The following is a 16,728-nucleotide window of genomic DNA, read 5'->3' on the forward strand; positions in this document are numbered from 1 at the left end:
TCGCCTGATATTTGCACCAGTGCTGGAAGAGCCTCCATGACCCACCCCCTCAGTCGGCGGTCCGCCCTGCTGGGCGCCGCGACAGTGGCCGGTCTCGCCCTGTGGCACAGACCGGCCGAGGCGGCCGGCACCGCCGCGTTCGACGCCGCGCGTGAGCGGTGGGTGAGCCTGCTGGCCGGCGGGTCGGACAACTCCGCTCATACCGACAGGACGCGGGCGCTCGAAGGCTCGGCCAACGCGGTGCTGCGCAAGCTGAAGCCCGCTCCCGACCGCCCGAGCCTGTGGCCCGACCTGCCGCTGTCCGACCCCAGGACGGGCAACTTCAACCGCGCCTACAACCGCATGCGCACACTGGCGCTGGCCTGGGCCACGCCGGGCACCGCCATGCACCGGGACGGCCAGGTCGCCGAGACCGCTGTCAGGGCGCTGGACTTCCTGTACGAGCACGCGTACCACGAGAGGCTCGACCGGCGGGGCAGCAACTGGTTCTGGTGGGAGATCGGCGTCCCCCGCGCGCTGACCGACACCTGCGCCCTGCTGTACGACGGCCTGCCCAAGAACCGCCTTGAGCGCTGGTTGCGCCCCCTGCGCCGCTGGTGCCCCGACCCGGAGCGCCGCGTCAGCCACCCCGGTGTCGTCGAGACCGGTGCCAACCGCGCGGGCAAGGCCATGGCGGTGGCGATGCGCGGACTGCTCACCCACGACGCGCGCCTCGTCAAGCGGGCCAGAAACGCGGTCTCCGACCTGCTGCGGCCGACAAGGGGCCCAGGCGACGGCTTCTACCGTGACGGATCGTTCATCCAGCACGACGTGTACCCCTACACCGGCAGCTACGGCGTGGACTACCTGGAGAGCGTGGCCAAGCTGATCGCCATGCTCTCCAGATCACCGTGGGAGATCACCGGAATCGGCAACGTCTACGACATCGTGGATCGCTCGTTCGTGCCGTTCGTCTTCGACGGGCTGATGATGGACTGCGTACGCGGCCGGCAGATCTCGGTGCAGGGCCACCGCGACCACCACTCGGGACAGAAGACGGTCGAGGCCGTCCTCACCCTGCTGGAGACGGCACCCGAGCGCCATGCCCGGCGTTGGCGACCGCTGGTCAAAGGCTGGCTCACCCGCAACCAGGCCATCCCCTACGGCACGCTCGCACCGCCGGCGAGCATCGCGAGGGCCACGGCCCTGCTGGAGGACCCGTCGGTGCCGGTCGGCCCGCGCACGACGGGCACGTACGTCTTCGCCGACATGGACCGGGTCGTGCACCGCCGTCCCACCTGGGGGTACGCGATCGCGATGAGCTCGCAGCGCATCGGCGCGGCCGAGGCCATGAACCGGGAGAATCTGCACGGCTGGTACACCGGCGACGGCATGACCTACCTCTACACCGGCGACCTCACCCACTGGAACGACGACCTGTGGCCCACGATCGACCCGTACCGGCTGCCGGGCACGACGGTCGACACCCGTAGACGCGCCGATCTCCCGCACGACCACCGTCGCCTGCCGCCCACCCCGTGGGCGGGCGGCGTGGCACTCGACGGCGAGTACGGCGTGGCCGCCATGAAGCTGATCGCCGGCGGCTCCTCGCTGCGGGCCAAGAAGGCGTGGTTCCTGCTCGACGACGCGGTGATCGCCCTCGGCGCCGGCATCACCGCCTCCGACGGCCGCCGTATCGAGACCATCGTGGAGAACCGCAACACCCACGACCGGCACCCACCGCTGACCCGGGGCGACGGCTGGATCCACCTGCCCGGCGTGGCCGGCTACGTGCTGCTCGACGGCGCCGACGCGAAGGTGATCCGCGCCGAGCGCACCGGCCGCTGGCGCGACATCGACAAGGGCGCCACCACCGGGGGCGACACATCCCCTGTCACCAGGCACTACACGACGATCCTCATCGACCACGGCGTCGACCCCCGCAGGGCACGCTACGCCTACGCCGTGTTGCCCGACGCCTCCATCACGCAGCTGGAAGCCTATGAGGGGCGGGTCGAGATCCTCGCCAACTCCGGAGCGGTGCAGGCCATCTCGCGCGACGGGGTGACCGCCGCCGTCTTCTGGCGTGGGGGGACCGTCGAGACCCAGGATGGGCCGCTCAGCGTGGACGGCCCCTGCACACTGCTGGTCCGGCGCGCGGGCGAGCGGGTACGGCTCGCGGTGGCCGACCCGTCCAGGACCGTCGACGAGGTGAAGGTGACGTTGCCCTGGCGGGTGAAGTCGGTCAGGGAGGGCGATCGTAGTGTGCACAAGGCCAGGGGCGCGCTCAAGGTGGAGGTGGGGGGGAGTCGCGGGCACGCCCACACCGCGGAGGTACGCGTCTGACTCCGAGGCGCTCGAAGCCGATGGGATACGAGATCACGACAAAGAGCACCCCGATGAGCTCGGCGGAGTACTCATATGCCGCTTGAACCAGTGTGGGCCGGGCGGGTGCACGCCGAACTGCGGCTCGCCGGCGACCTGCCCGCCACCCCGCGCCAGGCGGACGACCTGCTCAGCATGCTCCCCAAGAGCACCAGGTGGTACGGCCGACCGTGACCAGTTCCTCGAACCGGAACGTCGAGGCCCGGCTGGACCTCAGTCCCAGAACCGTCGGCTACCACCTGTACAAGGCTTTCCCCAAGCTAGGGATCACCTCGCGGGCGGAGCCGGCCGGGCTCACCTGAGCAGGCCGTACAGCTGGTCGAAGGAGAGCTGCCACTGCGTCGAGACATCGCCCTTGTTCCGCGGGAAAGGTGAGATCAGCGCCAGTGGTCGCGTTCCGGCAGACGCAGCCACACGTCAGGTGGGCCGGTGACCGCGCGCACGTCAGTCAGCCGCAGGCCCGCATAGGCGCAGGAGTAGGCAACCGCGTTGTACCGGTAGAGGTAGGAGAACAGGACCTCCAGGGGCCCGTCGTCCTCCCAGGGAGCTCCACCGGGATGCAGGTCCCAGCCGACGATCTCGCCGTCGCGGACAATGCTGCCCTGGTTGCCGCTCTTGGGATTGGCGTACAGGCCGTAGCAGACGGTACCTGCGGACAATCGCTTGCTGGCGCCGGGCGTCTGCGGCATGTACCCCCACGGCTGGGTGACAACGCAGCCGCCGGGTACGTCGGTAACGCCGACGAAGGCCATCGACTCCTCGCTGAAGGGGTCTATCTCGTCGAGGAACTCCTCGGGATCGATGATCTCGACCGTGGCCTCCAGCCGTCGCACCGCCTCGGCCGCGTCGATCCCGGCCACGCACGCCAGTCCCGTGCCGTCGCAGTAGAGGTCGCCCAGCACCGCTCTCAGACGTTCGGCCTCCACTACCGCGGCGGCCTCGTCATCTGTCAGGCCGTTCACCCCGGAGGGGCGGTCGAACAGGCCGGGTTCCGGGCCGGCCAGGCTGAGGCGCCCGGGCGACCAGCCGCTCATCATCGGCCTCCACGGGGCGGCCCCGGCGGCCACCAGGGCACGGGCGTTGTCGTGGCGCTCCTCGTACACGGCGACCCAGAGGGCGGTGCGGCCCTCGTGCACGGCGTCGACGTCCTCCACCCGACCGGCCAGCTCCGCGACCTCCTCGGGTGAACCGTTCTCGGCCGCATCGTGCAACGCCGACTCGTCGTCATACATGCCTCTGACTCCTTCCGAAGGTGACATGAAGAACACACTGCGGCACCGACAAAATGGTGCCAGCGAAGATCCATAGGAGCGGAGCGGATCGAGGCCCAGTGCCCTCGAAGCTGTGTTCAGGGGGACGAGAATCATGACCGACCTGGGGAAACGCCTTCAAGATCGTCCCCCATATGTCCCCCGGTCATTGACCTACGGCTGCACATGACGGCATCCGGCTGCATGTGATCACTAGAGAGGGCCGCACTAAGCCCCTGATCAAGGGCTTAATGGCTGGTCAGAAGAGTGCCCCCGGCATGATTCGAACATGCGACACCCGCTTTAGGAGAGCGCGGGCGGTACTGCTTGCTCACTAGGGATGACCTGCAAAAATACCCTGCGCGGCACTCGCCGTTTGTATGATCATCCCGCGCATGTCCCGCACCCTCCGAGACGGCCACTTGAGGGCTCAGCGGTTCTCGGGACACACCTGAGTCTCGGCCGAAGCCGGGGCGATTCACTGAGCCGACCGAGCGCTGCTCGCCGTGTTGGCACGACTGGCCCCACATGCCTTCGGCTGCATCGGGTCGTGATGCCGGACACGTTGCTGTCTTGGCACCGCAGTGTCGTCTAAATGTTTAGGCGGATCCCTTGCAGTACGCCAGATCATGTGCTTGTTGTCCGTGCTATCGGAGGGAAGCCCTGCACGGTCCTCCAAAGAACATGTCGTACCGAGGATATACGTTCACGATGAAAAGGATCTATCGGACAGATCGATTGGGCTGGTAGCCCATACTGACCTTGAGATAATCGACACGGTGAACGGAGACGAATGGACGCGCGGATCCAGGAGTTGGCGGGCAAGTCGTCGAATTTCGGGTTCCTGCTGCCGCATGAGCCGCTCCTGGTGCTGTACGGCGCGGGCGCGGAGACGGTTGTCTTCACTGACCCCAATGTCGCACTCTTCAAGGCTCGCCAGTTCGGTGAGGTGCTCGCCACCGATCTCGTACGGCGCGGCCGGGTGCGGGTCGAGGGAGACCGGCAGGTCGACCGGCTTCACGCTTTGGCCCGCGAGGGTTACCTCCACGGCGACGTCGAGAAAGCATTCGACCAGATCCGGGGACTAGGCAACCGCGCGGTCCACCAAAACCTCGCCAGCGAGAACACCCCCGCCGCGCAGCGCACGGCACTGGAGGCTGTCCAGACTTGCTTCCGGCTCGGCGTTTGGTTCCACCGGCTCCTGACCGGCAGCCGCGATCAGCTTCCTTTTGTTCCGCCCCAGCCCCTGGTACCCGGATCGGCAGCCGACGCGGACACCGGTGAGATTGCTGCGCTCCGCGCCGATCTCGAACGCGCGCAGCGCGCCCTCGCCGAAGCCAGGTTAACCTTCGAGAATAAGGCCTCCGAGAAGCAAGCCAAGCAGGACGCCAATCGCGCCGCCGAGGCCGAGCTGGCCCGCGCGTACGCCGCGCAGAGCGAACTGGCCACGATAGTCGCGGCGATGCGCGACGAACTCGCCGGCTTCCGCCGCCAGTTCGACGAAAGCAAGCGGACCACCACCCTGGAAGAGCGCGAGACGCTTCTTACCAACGCCGAGACGGCCGCCCGCGAGCCACTCAGCGAGGCGCAGGTCCGAATCCAGCTCGACCAGATGCTCAAAGACGCGGGCTGGTCGGTGCAGGACGCCGGGGTCGGGCTGGACCTTTGGGCGAAGCAGGGGGTCGCAGCCCGAGAGGTCACCACTGCGGCGGGTCGCGCCGACTACGTCCTGTACGTGAACCGAAAGCTGGTCGGGGTCATCGAGGCCAAACGTGAGGGCGCAGACCTGACCGCCGCGGAGGAGCAGGCCGATCGGTACGCCGTCAGCCTTACCTCTGGTCAGCGACGGGTAGCGTGGAGGAACGAACTGCCGTTCCGCTACGCGACTGACGGCGGTACCACTCGTTTCCGTAATATCTTGGACCCGGACTCCCGCTCCCGCGACGTCTCCTATTTTCATCGCCCCGAGACCTTCGCCCGGTGGATTCACGATGCTGAGCAGGACCCGCAAGCCCCTACCTACCGAGCCAAACTCCGGCTCCGGCTGCCCGAGCTGATCATTGAGGGGCTACGTCCCGCGCAGATCGAGGCGATTCATGGCCTGGAGGATTCACTCGCCGCTAACCGGCCGCGTGCGCTGATCCAGATGGCCACCGGCGCGGGTAAGACCTACACCGCAGCCACTTTCTCCTACCGGCTGCTCAAGCACGCCAAGGCCGAGCGGATCCTCTTCCTCGTTGACCGGAACAACCTCGGCACTCAGGCCCGGACCGAGTTTGAGAACTACAACACACCCGACGATGGTCGGAAGTTCACTGAGCTCTACAACGTGCAGCAGCTCACCGGCAGTGACATGCTCGCCTCATCGAAGGTGGTGGTCTCCACTATCCAGAGGCTCTTCCAAGTGCTCACCGGGAAGCCGATCACTGACGACGACCTTTCCTACGAGGTGGAAGGAGAGATCGATGTCCGCTATAAAGCAGACTTCCCGCCGGAGTCGTTTGATCTGATCATCGTGGATGAGTGCCACCGTTCGATCTATGGCCAGTGGCGCAAGGTCCTCACCTACTTCGATGCCCCGCTGGTTGGCCTGACTGCCACTCCGGTAGCGCAGACCTTCGGTTTCTTCCATCAGAACCTGGTCAGCGAGTACACCTATGAACAGGCTGTCGCCGACAACGTCAACGTCGATTTCGAGGTCTACCGGATCAAGACCGAGATCTCCGAGTTGGGCGCGCTGATCGACGCGGGCACTACGGTGCCGGTCCGCGACCGTAGAACACGTAAGCAGCGCTACATGGACCTCGATGACGACTTCCAGTACGGCGGGCGTGACGTCGGCGTCCGGGTCATGAGCAAGGGCCAGCTCAAAACCGTCATCGAGACCTTCCGCGACCGGCTCTACACGGAGATCTTCCCTGAGCGCCGGGATATCCCGAAAGACAAACGAATGGTGCCTAAAACGCTGATCTTCGCCAAGAACGACGAGCACGCCGAAGAGATCGTTCAGACCGTTCGTGACGCCTTCGGCCGCGGCAACGACTTCTGCGCAAAGATCACGCACAAGGCCAAGAAGCCACACGAACTCCTGGCCGCCTTCCGCAACTCCGCGCAGCTCCGAATCGCTGTCACTGTCGACATGATCGCCACAGGGACGGACGTCAAGGCGCTGGAGTGCTTGATCTTCATGCGCGATGTGAGGAGCTGGGCCTACTTCGAGCAGATGAAAGGCCGGGGAGCGCGGACCATCCCGCTCGCCGAGTTTCAGGCCGTCACTCCCGACATCGGGGAAAAGACCCGTTTCGTCATCGTAGACGCCATCGGAGTCACCGAGAATCCCAAGGTGGACGCCGCACCGCTCGACCGCGACGAGACCAAACGAGAAAGCCTGGAGAAACTGCTCCGCAAAGCCGCCAACGGCGAATGCGATGAGAAGGAGGTCTCAACCCTCGCATCACGCCTTTCCCGGCTAGACAAGGACCTCAACAATCGTCCCCAGGACAAGGCTGAGATTGAGCGTATCGCTGGCCAGCCACTCCGCGCGATCGTCAGGAGAATGGTAGACGCTATTTCGATCGATGCTCAGGAAGCAGCAAAAGTCCGCGGTGGAGAGCAGGCGGTCGTGGAGCTTCTCAGGAAGGCCATCGAACCACTGGAGAGCAACGCCGAGCTGCGAAAGCGGCTCCTGGAGATCCGGCGCGCGATGGACATCGTCTTCGACGAGGTCAACTCCGACCGGGTTGTCCACGCGGGCGCGGTTGTGAACACGGAGGAGGCTAAGTCTACGGTCACCAGCTGGCGTGAGTACCTCGCTGAGAATCAGGACGAGATCGTCGCCTGGCACGCCGCCTACGCCCAGCGTTCCAAAGAGCCGCGAGAGGTGTTCGCCGATCTCAAGGTCATCGCCGAACGGATCGCCCGCCCACCGCGCCGCTGGACCCACGACGCGCTGTGGAAGGCGTATGAGCGCGCGGGTCTCGCTGCCTCCCGTAGCGGTGTGCGGCACGGTGTGGCCGATCTGGTCTCCCTGATCCGCTTCGAACTCGGTCTGGAAGAAGAGCCCCGCCCGTATGCATCAGTGATCGAGGACCGGTTCTGGAACTGGCTTATGCGCCAAGAACAGGCCGGGGTCCGATTCACCGATGCGCAGCTCTGGTGGTTGGAACACATCGCTGAGACCACCGCCATGACGGTACGATTCGACACGGCTGACCTGGACCACGTGCCCTTCAGCAGTCGTGGTGGTACCGATGGCTTCCTTGCCGCCTTCGGTGACGACCGTGCCGTATCCATCCTCAACGACCTGGACCAGGACCTGACCGCATGAGTGAACTTCCCAACGGGTGGATTCGAGCGACACTCGATGAATTTGGTGTGGATGCCCAACCTGGGTTCGCCAGCGGAAAGCACAATCGTGATGGTGATGGTGTTGTTCATCTGCGGCCAATGAACATAACTCGGGACGGCAGGATCGATCTCAACGACGTGCGTTACGTTGCCGACGCGTCTGATCGGCGTGTTATTGCAGGCGATGTATTGTTCAATAACACGAATAGTCCTGAACTGGTAGGTAAGACTGCGCTCGTTACCAGCGTCGAACCGCTGGCGTTCTCTAATCATATGACCAGGTTGAGGCCGCCAGAAGGGATTCGGTCTGACTTTCTCGCTATCCAGTTGCATTGGCTGTGGATGCAGGGATATTTCAAGACGGTTCTTAATAACCATGTCAATCAAGCGAGCGTCGCATCTAAGAAGCTCTTGGAAACTCCGATAATTGTCGCCCCAGTGAACGAACAGAGGCGGATCGTCGCAGCTCTCGAAGAACATCTTGCTCGTCTTAATTCGGCGCGTTCTTCGGTTAATGCAGTGGATGATCGCTGCAAGCTGCTCCGAACCACAGTCCTTAGCGCTGCAGCTAGCGGACGTCTTCTGTCACATGCGGCTCCAGTCAATGATAATTCGAGTTTTGAGCTAATCAAAGACCATGCCTTTCGAAAAATTAATTACCAAGCACTGGAGCCGTTGCCTCCTACCTGGAAATGGCGAGTCGCTTCGGATGTGTGCGATCTGATCACGTCGGGCGCTACACCTGAGGCCCGTCTCATGCATGCTGATCAAGGCGATATCCCCTTCTTGAAAGTATACAATATCACCCGGGATGGGATGATCGACTTCTCTATTCGACCAACCTTTATCGATCATTCAACTCATGTGGGCAAGCTTGCCAGATCCAGAGTTCGCCCAAGAGATGTGTTGACAAATATCGTTGGCCCCCCTCTGGGGAAGACGGCCATTGTCCCAGACCTACATGAAGAATGGAACATCAATCAAGCCATTGTTGCCTTTCGTGCAGGGTTGGAATTGACGCCAGAATGGCTGGCGCTTGTACTCCAATCTCCTTTCATTCTTAACAAGCTTCAGGCAACTGCGCGAGCAACTGCTGGACAGTTTAATATCGCGCTATCAACGTGTCGAGAATTGCCAATTCCGGTTCCTCCGATTGATGAGCAGCGCTTAATCGTGACTCGCGTTGCTGAGGTGTTGTCTATCTCGCATGCGGGGCGGGCGTCTGCGCAAGCCGCAGTTGGAAGGGCAGATGTCCTGCGCTCCCTGCTTTTCAAGAAAGCCTTTGAAGGGGAGCTTGCGCCGCAGGACTTCACTGATGAGTCGGCATCGATGCTCCTAGAGCGGATCCAAGTGGGGCGGGGGACCAAAGCTAGGGCAGGGCGCGGGAGTCGTACGAAGAAAACTGCCGGAATTCAAGGGGATCTGCTGTCGTGAGTGTCGTTGCCGATGAACTCGATCCACGAGGGCTGGTCAACCGGCTGTGGAGCTACTGCGAGCTGTTGCGGCACAGCGGGGTCTCGACCCTGGATTACGTGGAGCAGCTCACGTACTTGCTTTTTCTGAAGATGGCGCACGAGCGGGCCAACCGGCGACTTAATCCTGAGCGGATCGTGCCTGAGGGTCTCGACTGGTCGAGCCTGGTCAACAAGTCGGCTGATTCCCTGCACGAGCAGTACGAATACGTCCTCAGCCAGCTAGCCAGGGAGAAGGGCATGCTGGGCGCCATCTTCAAGGGGGCCAAGAACAAGATCCAAGAGCCTGCCGTACTGGAACGACTTGTCAAGGATCTGATCAATCAGCACAACTGGTCGAGCGAGAATACAGACGTCAAGGGCGACGCCTATGAAGGGCTGCTCCAGCGGGGCGCGGAGGATCGGAAGACAGGTGCAGGACAGTACTTCACACCACGATCGGTGATCGATGTGATGGTGGAGTGTGTGCAGCCCGGGCCTGGCGACACGGTTTTCGACCCGGCCTGTGGCACCGGCGGCTTCCTCATCGCGGCGCATGACTACGTCGTCAAGAAGTACGCTTCCCAGCTCAATGACGCTCAACGGCGGAAGCTGATGACCGGTGGCATCTGGGGTGTGGAACTCGTCCGTGAGACGGCGCGGCTCGCATCGATGAACATGCTGTTGCACGGAGTTGGCCTGGCGAACGGTGAAGAACTGATCGAGGTCCGAGACTCTCTAGCTAAGTCGCCAACGCGGTTCGCCGACATAGTCCTGGCCAATCCGCCGTTCGGGGTCGGGACCGTCACCGGGGAGAACTACGCGAAATTCCGGCAGGACCTGTGGACGGAGACCACCAACAAGCAGCTTAACTTCGTCCAGCACATCTACACCTCGATGAAGATGCATGGGAAGGCCGCGGCGGTTCTCCCTGACAACGTGCTTTTCGAGGCCGGGTCTGGTGAGACGATCCGCCGGGAGCTCCTGAAGCGCTGCGACGTGCACACGCTGCTCCGCCTGCCGACGGGCATCTTCTACGCGGGTGGCGTCAAGGCCAACGTGCTCTTCTTCGATAAGAAGCCGCCGCGCCCGGACAGCTCGCCCGCCACTAAGCAGCTCTGGGTCTACGACTTCCGTACCGACCAGCACTTCACGATGAAGCAGCGTCCGCTCAAGCGGGAACACTTCGACGACTTCATCAAGTGCTACCGGCCCGGAGATCGCCGGGACGATCGGATGGAGACCGAGCGCTTCAAAGCGTACGACTACACCGAGCTGATCGCTCGTGACAAGGTCAACCTCGATCTGACGTTCATGCGGGACAGTTCCGCTGACGTGCTGGAAGAGCCGGACGTCATCGCACAGGAGATCATGGACGAACTGGAGGCTGCGCTCGCCGAATTTTCCGCGATCACCGAGTCACTAAAGGCGCTAAAGTCCTCTCGTGAGGATACGGACATGTCATGATATCCGTGGATCGCGAACTCTTGTGTGCCCTGGTGTGCTTAGGGCGGCAAGACCGTGAACGACGCGCGCTCGCTCTTTGACGGGCTTTGGAAGTTCTATCAGCAGAACCTCAGCAACGAGGGGGTGAATCACCTCGACTTTGCTGAGCTGGTGACGTATCTACTCTTCCTGAAGCTCGATCATGAACGGGGTGAACGGGGGCTCAACCCCGAACGGGTAATCCGCAGGGGGATAGGCTGGGCCTCGCTGGTTGGCAAGTCTGGGACCGAGTTGGAGCAACAGTTCCGTCACATCCTGCGGGAGTGCGGGAAGAACACCGCCGATCCGGATCGCGGGATCATGCGTGCGATCTTCGACAAAGCGAAGCTCCCGGTGCGGAACGCTGCCCAACTGCACGCGCTGATCCAGGATCAGATCGCTCCTCATACTTGGAGCGGTCTTCGGGAAGTGCTGCCCGGCATGTATGCGCTGCTGCTTGACAAGGCGGGCGATAACTTCCAGAAGAAATCTGGGCAGATCCTCACCCCCACAGTCTTCGTATCCGCTGTGGTCGAGGCTCTCCGGCCTACTTCATCCGATCTGGTGCTCGATCCGGCCTGCGGGACGGGATCGCTTCTCGTTGGGGCGTACTCGGCGATGGCGTCCGAGGGGGTGAAGATCCCGTCAATGTCGGTCATCGGCGTCGACATGGACGAGCGCATGTGTCGGCTGGCCACGATGAACCTGCTCTTGCATACCTGGGGTACCTTTCTCGGCCCGGCACCCGTCACAGTTATGGACGCGCTGGCGGCCCCAAGCACAGTGAGCCCGACCATCGTGGTGTGTAATCCTCCGTTCCGGAGTGAGACCCCCAGCCCGGAGGGGCGGCAGGACTTCCTCACGGTAACCAGGAGCATCCAGCTCAACTTCGTCCAACACATTGCTCGTGCGCTGCCCATAGGGGGAAGAGCGGCGGTTTTCGTTCCGGACAATGTGCTCTTCGGTTCCGGTGGTGAGCCGGCTGTGCGGCAATGGCTCTTTGACCACTGTGATGTCCATACCCTGCTCAGGCTGCCGGAAGGCGTCTTCAAAGGCGCGAACACGAAGACCAACGTGCTTTTCTTCGACCGTGTACGCCCTCGCTCGGACGGTGGCGTTGCAACAGAGCGCTTGTGGGTCTATGACTTCCGGCGTGGCATGGAGTTCTCGCCTACACAGAACCGACTGCGACAATCGGACTTCGGCACTTTTCTGGACTGCTACGGGCCAGACAAGCCACGTGAGGAGCGAGTGGCGACGCAGAGGTTCAGGGCGTTCACCTATGCCGAGCTTCATGCCCGCAACCTTCATCTGGATATCTGGCCGGATACAGATACGACCGAGGATCAATGGCTCTCTCCCAAGTTGATCGCTCAGGAGATCGCTGACGAACTGCGTGTCGCCGCTTCGGAGTTCGCCGCCCTGGCGGCGGCATTACCCGACGACACGCCATACGAAGGAAGCGAAGAACCGTGACGACTCCAGAGTTTCAGGAGTTCACGAAGAGCATCGAGTACGCGAATGGTCTGATCACGGGTGGTAACGCGATCCAGGGCCTGAAGGCCGCCGCAAAAGCCAGCGGCGCCGACTACGGGAACTTAACAGCGGCCCACCCCGAGGATCTTTACCGGGCTGCCTGGACACAGGCCGTCTCCACGTTTGATTACTGGCTGCGCCGAGAGATCATCAATCGTGCTGCGCATCTCATAGATGATCTTGGTAATACGCGTACGGATACCTTGAACCGGCTACGAATACCGTTCGCTGTAGTCGAGGAGATGCGCAATAAAGAAGAGCATGAGGTTTTCAAAAAGTTCCTTGCGGAGGAACTACAGCGCGAGACTTACCACACGACCGAGCAGATCGCGAAGGGGCTCCGGCTCCTCCTGCTTGGGAACGCTGATGTCATCTGGACGCAGATCGGAAGACATTTGATGATGACACCAGTGGACGTCAAAAGACGTCATGACAAGGAAGTGATCAAGCGGAGGAACGACATCGCCCATCGATCTGACCGCGATCCCCGTGGCGACCCGACGCCGATGACAGCAAGAGAGGCGCAAGAGACGCTCGAGTGGATCTCTGACTTGGCCACCGCGATCGCGAAGCTTCTCGATTGATCTGGAAGCTTCGGCGTCGCCTAACTCAGGGATGGCACCTATTCGACGGGACTGGGGCTTGCTGGAGAGGAATGTGTGCCCGCTTTAAACCTCGTCATAGGGTGCTTGATCTTTGGTTTTACCTCGTGGCGTGGGGCTAATGGCAGGATCGCGACTTGTATCTGCGTGCCTTATGATCAGAAGATATGTAAAATTTCTGCAGCTCCTCGCTCTCATAGATCTGGGCGGAAGTGAATTTGGGGGAATTGCGATAAACAGCGGAGAGTTATGCTACGGGTGTGTGGCAGATCACGCATACGAGGTAATTCTGAGGTAGGGATGAACGCGAAAAAGCCGGACGGATCAAAGCTGCCTACCCGAGTGCAGCACGTACGCCAAGCGCTGTTGCGCGACTACGCAGGGTTGATCTATGACGACGATTTGAAGGGCTACGACCAACCGAGCCGGGAACAGCGCTTCCTCTCTCGTGCCCTGGCGGCCGCCGCCGTCCGAGTAGTGACTGGCTGCGACCATGACAAGGCCGGCCGGGCTGTGATAGACGGCGATAAAGATGAAGGTATCGATGGCGTTGCGGTGGGTGAAAGTTCGAGGGACGTCTGGCTTGTTCAGGCCAAGTGGAGCGACTCGGGTAGAGCGAGGCTGGACAAGGGCGAGGCACTCAAGTTCATCGACGGGCTCCGGCTGATCGACCAGCGCGACTTCACTTGCTTTAACGAAAGGCTAACCCCGTTCGCCGCTCAGCTCGATGCCGCGATGGCTGATCCTCGGCTGCACATCACCCTCGTCATCGCGCTCATGGGGGAGGGCACTCTCTCCGATGCGGTCACCGAAGTTTTGGACAGAGCACGCTCCGAACTCCACCCCAGCCTGGGGCCGATGCTCAGCTATCGGGTCCTGAACGCGGACGACTTTCACCAGCAGTTGCGCCAAGAATTGGCACCCGACCCAGTGAACGTCACGGCCACGATGACAGGCTGGATCCGCCGAGACACCCCTTTCGAGGCATGGCAGGGGACCGTTGCAGTCCGCGATGTGGCCCATTGGTACGCCGAGCATGGCAACACGTTGTACGAACAGAACGTTCGGAACTCCCTCGGCCTCACCCGAATCAACTCCGGCATCAAGGAGACCCTTCTCGAAGAGCCGGAAAACTTTTGGTACTTCAACAACGGTATTACCGTGTTGTGCGACAGTATCGAGCCTCATTGGCCAGGGCGCCGTCTGCCGAATGAACCAGTCAAATTGAGATTGGAGGGCGTCAGCGTCGTCAATGGTGCGCAAACCGTCACGGCCATCTATGAGGCGATGTCACAGAACTCGGACAGTGCTGATAACGCCGACGTCACTGTCCGTGCCTTCTCACTCGGAGTGGATCGGTCAGCCTACGCCAAGCGGATAACTGAGACGACCAACACCCAGAACGACGTGTCACAGCGAGACTTCATTGCCCTGGAGCCGGCACAGGCCGAGATCCGGGAGGACTTCCTACTGTCGCTGGGCAAGACTTACGTCTACAAGCGGGGTGAGCCCGACCCGGCGCCCGAAGCAGGCTGCTCCGTCGTGCATGCCGCGATCGCTTTGGCTTGTGCTCACCGGAGTCCGGAGCTTGCTGTGCGTGCTGGCCAAGACACAGATCTGCTCTGGGAACGCGGCACCAGTGGGGCGTACCCGCGATTGTTCGGGGAGGTCCCTGCCGCTCACCGGATCTGGCGTTTGGTGCAGGCTCGCCGAGTGGTGGGGGCAGCCCTGACGATCCAGCGCAAGCAGTTGCATGGACGTGCTGCCGACATGGCACGGCGTGGGGAAATGCTCATTACTCACCTCGTCTTCCAGCTTCTTGACCAGGACGAGATTGATGAGCCGGGCTTGGACTGGCAGCCGACGCTGGATCGCGTTTCGGAATTGACGGCCTCGGTTCTGTCCTGGCTGATCCACCACTTGGATGCTGAATACGGCAGGAGTTCCTTCCTTACCAGCACCTTCAGCGACGAAACCCGCTGCAAGCACCTGGCGAAGCTGGTACTCGAAGACGTGCGGCGCGGTGGAACGATCCCCGTGCTGGCGGAGGACTACCGGCTCCCGGCGGGGAAACCACGCAAGCCGCGCCGCCCCAATGCGGTGCCCACGATCGTCAGTGCGGGCCGCCTCGCCGACGGCACCCCGCTGACCTTCCGATCAGGGAGCGATGCCGAGACGGCGGCCGTGAAGGACTGGCTTGCGAAGGATCCCCGACGGGTACGGGCTACATGGGTGAACGACCGGGTCAAGTGCCTTTTGTGGGCATATGACGAGAAGAGGTACTCGGCCAGCGGCCTCGTCACCCGGATCTGGGAGCTCGCAGGTTACGACGACTCCCCCGTCTCTGTGCAGGGTCCAGGCCGCTGGATGCTAGATGGCAAGCATTCGCTTTGGGACCTGGCACTCCAACTGTTCGATGACAAGATTGAACAAGGTTAACTCAGTCCTATTTGTTTTTAGTTGCCTGCTTCAGGTGAGCCATCGAGAGCTCTCCTTGGTGCAGACTGCATGAACTCCGCGACTCTAGGCTAGCTGTCAACTTCCTCGTAAAAAGCTGGCTAGCACTCCGATCGGTGCTCGCCGGAGCGAGGCTGAGGACGCAACTCCTAAGGCCGCCACCCATTCATGGCGGTACAGAGTTTGTCCCTGCGGGTGCCTATCGCCCGTACCCAGATCTCTAGGGTTACGGGGCAGTGTTTCGCAGCGGTATAGCTTCACACGCCAAGCGTTATATATCGCAAGTGCCCTTCTCCCCTCCGCGGTACGTCTGCCTCGGTAACCGTTAGCGCGTGGGCGGCGCTGGCTGCGACCGGCCGAAGAGCCGCAGCGCGGCCAGCGACCGCCCGACGCGCGGCGAGACGCCGCAGGCGGCTCGCCTTTAAAGACGAACAGATAAGTTACGTTCGATCTTGAACAAGGCTGATCATCAGGTCATCTGAGCTGCGGGTTCGGCGCTGATCCAGACGCGTTCGAAGCTGTCGAGGTAGGTCGTCGCGGTGCTGTCTGTCTCGGTGTGTGTCAGGTAGATGACGGGTGCCTCGGGGGCTCGGGTGCCGTAGGCGTGCAGGTTGACCAGCAGCTCGTCGTCTGCTTGGTAGATGGAGTTGTAGAGGACGGTGCGATGGAGTCGGATCTCGACTCCGTCGATGCCTTGCAGTGGCTGGTAGAGGGTGAGTGCGTTCTTGACGCGGGCGGCCATGACGTCGCCGCCGGTGCCTTCCTCGTCTCCGCGAGCTGTCACATGAGGGCTGTTGGGGTCGCCGAGCAGGATGCGTACCCTCACCCCGGCGGTGGCCCGCTCGGTGAGGATGCGGAGCAGTCCGGCGTCCTCGGCGAGGAAGAGTCCGCTGTAGACGAGGATGCCGATCTCCGTGCGGGCGGACTCGAAGAAGGCGCGCCAGGTGTCGGCCAGCACGCTCCACCGGTGCGGGTAGACGGCTTTGATCTCGTTGGAGAGTCCTCGGCGCTGGCGCATGTTTTCGGGCCACAGGTCGTCTTCGTTGACGTGGAGGAGGTCGGCGACCGCCAGGCGGTGACGGGGGTGGGGGATGCGGCCGTTCAGCCAGCGGCCGACGGTTTTGGGGTCGACGGTCAGGTGGGTGGCGACGTCGAGGGGTTGCAGTCGTGCCCGGATGAGGGCATGGCGGAGGTTCTCGTTCATGGGGTTCCCTTCCGTGACACGGTCACTGCCTG

General features: G+C 62.4%; 11 protein-coding genes. 9 read left to right on the forward strand and 2 right to left on the reverse strand.

Annotated features, from left to right (window positions below; genetic code table 11):
- Positions 1–36: 36 nt before the first annotated feature.
- The 3 genes from ACFQVD_RS36985 (at position 37) to ACFQVD_RS36995 (ending at position 2,666) form a co-directional block, all read left to right on the forward strand.
- Positions 37–2,325 (forward strand): polysaccharide lyase 8 family protein, encoded by a 2,289-nt coding sequence (locus ACFQVD_RS36985; protein ID WP_343965894.1) that lies wholly within the window; start codon positions 37–39, stop codon positions 2,323–2,325.
- A gap of 75 nt (positions 2,326–2,400) precedes the next feature.
- Entirely contained in the window at positions 2,401–2,538 is a 138-nt protein-coding gene (locus ACFQVD_RS36990; RefSeq protein WP_343965896.1) for a hypothetical protein, read from the forward strand.
- On the forward strand, positions 2,535–2,666 hold the full coding sequence (locus ACFQVD_RS36995) for a LuxR C-terminal-related transcriptional regulator (protein ID WP_343965899.1): 132 nt from the start codon (positions 2,535–2,537) through the stop codon (positions 2,664–2,666). The genes ACFQVD_RS36990 and ACFQVD_RS36995 overlap by 4 nt, the downstream gene beginning before the upstream one ends.
- Positions 2,667–2,741: 75 nt before the next feature.
- Here the strand turns inward: ACFQVD_RS36995 and ACFQVD_RS37000 are convergent, their stop codons facing one another.
- Positions 2,742–3,596, reverse strand: coding sequence for an ankyrin repeat domain-containing protein (locus tag ACFQVD_RS37000; protein ID WP_343965902.1), 855 nt, complete (start codon positions 3,594–3,596; stop codon positions 2,742–2,744).
- A gap of 811 nt (positions 3,597–4,407) precedes the next feature.
- Here ACFQVD_RS37000 and ACFQVD_RS37005 point away from each other — a divergent pair.
- From ACFQVD_RS37005 to ACFQVD_RS37030, 6 genes are all read left to right on the forward strand, one after another.
- A complete protein-coding gene (locus tag ACFQVD_RS37005; RefSeq protein WP_386273334.1) occupies positions 4,408–7,941 on the forward strand; it encodes a type I restriction endonuclease subunit R in 3,534 nt (1,177 codons plus the stop codon).
- Positions 7,938–9,395, forward strand: coding sequence for a restriction endonuclease subunit S (locus tag ACFQVD_RS37010; RefSeq protein ID WP_343983822.1), 1,458 nt, complete (start codon positions 7,938–7,940; stop codon positions 9,393–9,395). Before ACFQVD_RS37005 ends, ACFQVD_RS37010 begins: the two co-directional genes overlap by 4 nt.
- A complete protein-coding gene (locus tag ACFQVD_RS37015; protein ID WP_386273336.1) occupies positions 9,392–10,879 on the forward strand; it encodes a class I SAM-dependent DNA methyltransferase in 1,488 nt (495 codons plus the stop codon). Before ACFQVD_RS37010 ends, ACFQVD_RS37015 begins: the two co-directional genes overlap by 4 nt.
- Positions 10,880–10,933: 54 nt before the next feature.
- Positions 10,934–12,373 (forward strand): HsdM family class I SAM-dependent methyltransferase, encoded by a 1,440-nt coding sequence (locus ACFQVD_RS37020; RefSeq protein WP_386273338.1) that lies wholly within the window; start codon positions 10,934–10,936, stop codon positions 12,371–12,373.
- Entirely contained in the window at positions 12,370–13,017 is a 648-nt protein-coding gene (locus tag ACFQVD_RS37025) for a hypothetical protein (protein WP_343964761.1), read from the forward strand. The genes ACFQVD_RS37020 and ACFQVD_RS37025 overlap by 4 nt, the downstream gene beginning before the upstream one ends.
- Positions 13,018–13,335: 318 nt before the next feature.
- Positions 13,336–15,474 (forward strand): AIPR family protein, encoded by a 2,139-nt coding sequence (locus ACFQVD_RS37030; RefSeq protein ID WP_343964759.1) that lies wholly within the window; start codon positions 13,336–13,338, stop codon positions 15,472–15,474.
- A gap of 487 nt (positions 15,475–15,961) precedes the next feature.
- Here ACFQVD_RS37030 and ACFQVD_RS37035 read toward each other — a convergent pair whose 3' ends face one another.
- The gene (locus ACFQVD_RS37035; protein WP_343964757.1) at positions 15,962–16,696 is read right to left on the reverse strand and encodes a helix-turn-helix transcriptional regulator; all 735 of its coding nucleotides are present in this window, start codon (positions 16,694–16,696) and stop codon (positions 15,962–15,964) included.
- Positions 16,697–16,728: the final 32 nt, after the last annotated feature.

Source organism: Streptosporangium amethystogenes subsp. fukuiense (assembly GCF_042665875.1).
GTDB lineage: Bacteria > Actinomycetota > Actinomycetes > Streptosporangiales > Streptosporangiaceae > Streptosporangium > Streptosporangium fukuiense.

What these genes read in the sequence shown, in the direction of transcription:
- ACFQVD_RS37035 (WP_343964757.1), bottom strand. Translation starts at nt 16,696, where the DNA reads ATGAACGAGAACCTCCGCCATGCCCTCATCCGGGCACGACTGCAACCC.
- ACFQVD_RS37005 (WP_386273334.1), top strand. Translation starts at nt 4,408, where the DNA reads ATGGACGCGCGGATCCAGGAGTTGGCGGGCAAGTCGTCGAATTTCGGG.
- ACFQVD_RS37030 (WP_343964759.1), top strand. Translation starts at nt 13,336, where the DNA reads ATGAACGCGAAAAAGCCGGACGGATCAAAGCTGCCTACCCGAGTGCAG.
- ACFQVD_RS36985 (WP_343965894.1), top strand. Translation starts at nt 37, where the DNA reads ATGACCCACCCCCTCAGTCGGCGGTCCGCCCTGCTGGGCGCCGCGACA.
- ACFQVD_RS37010 (WP_343983822.1), top strand. Translation starts at nt 7,938, where the DNA reads ATGAGTGAACTTCCCAACGGGTGGATTCGAGCGACACTCGATGAATTT.
- ACFQVD_RS36990 (WP_343965896.1), top strand. Translation starts at nt 2,401, where the DNA reads ATGCCGCTTGAACCAGTGTGGGCCGGGCGGGTGCACGCCGAACTGCGG.
- ACFQVD_RS37000 (WP_343965902.1), bottom strand. Translation starts at nt 3,596, where the DNA reads ATGTATGACGACGAGTCGGCGTTGCACGATGCGGCCGAGAACGGTTCA.